General features: G+C 42.9%; 1 protein-coding gene. It reads right to left on the bottom strand.

Going from position 1 to position 487, the window contains the following annotated elements:
* Nucleotides 1–255: 255 nt before the first annotated feature.
* On the bottom strand, nt 256–487 hold a 232-nt coding region (locus tag ACFRAK_RS29635; protein WP_394573283.1), incomplete at its 5' end, for a shikimate kinase.

Genomic DNA, 487 nt, shown 5'->3' with positions numbered 1-487 from the left:
CTCGTATACCGCGGCATCTTAGACTGCGGAAATCTATGAACGAACCTCCTCATTGGTATACATCCACTCCGTCTCCCTCGTCAACTCCTACACCCACCAGGAGTCCGGAGATCTTCTATTAATTCAATATTTCGTTTCGAATTGGCATATTCGATGATTTGATCAGCGATGTTAGGAACCAGTTGGATATGCTGCAGCTGTTGGAGTGGAACCCATTACACATTGGTTTGATTAAGTTCTGGAGCGGTAGGCATGCTAGGTATCGAATCTTCTCCATTCCTCTTTCATCTCACGGACGCATTGTTCAGTATCCTTATTATCACAATTGATCGTAATGTCACTATACTTCATATAAAGCGGCACCCTTTCCTCATAGATCTCCCTGAGGCTGTTCCCTCGCCGATATACAATGCCCCTGGTTGTTAAGTTGGTGATTCTTTTTTCGATTTCTTCATATGGAACATGCAAATACATAATAAATCCATTC

It is taken from the genome of Peribacillus sp. NPDC056705 (assembly GCF_043656335.1).
Note: the sequence above shows the minus strand (reverse complement) of the source record. Positions and strands in the feature narration are given on the sequence as shown.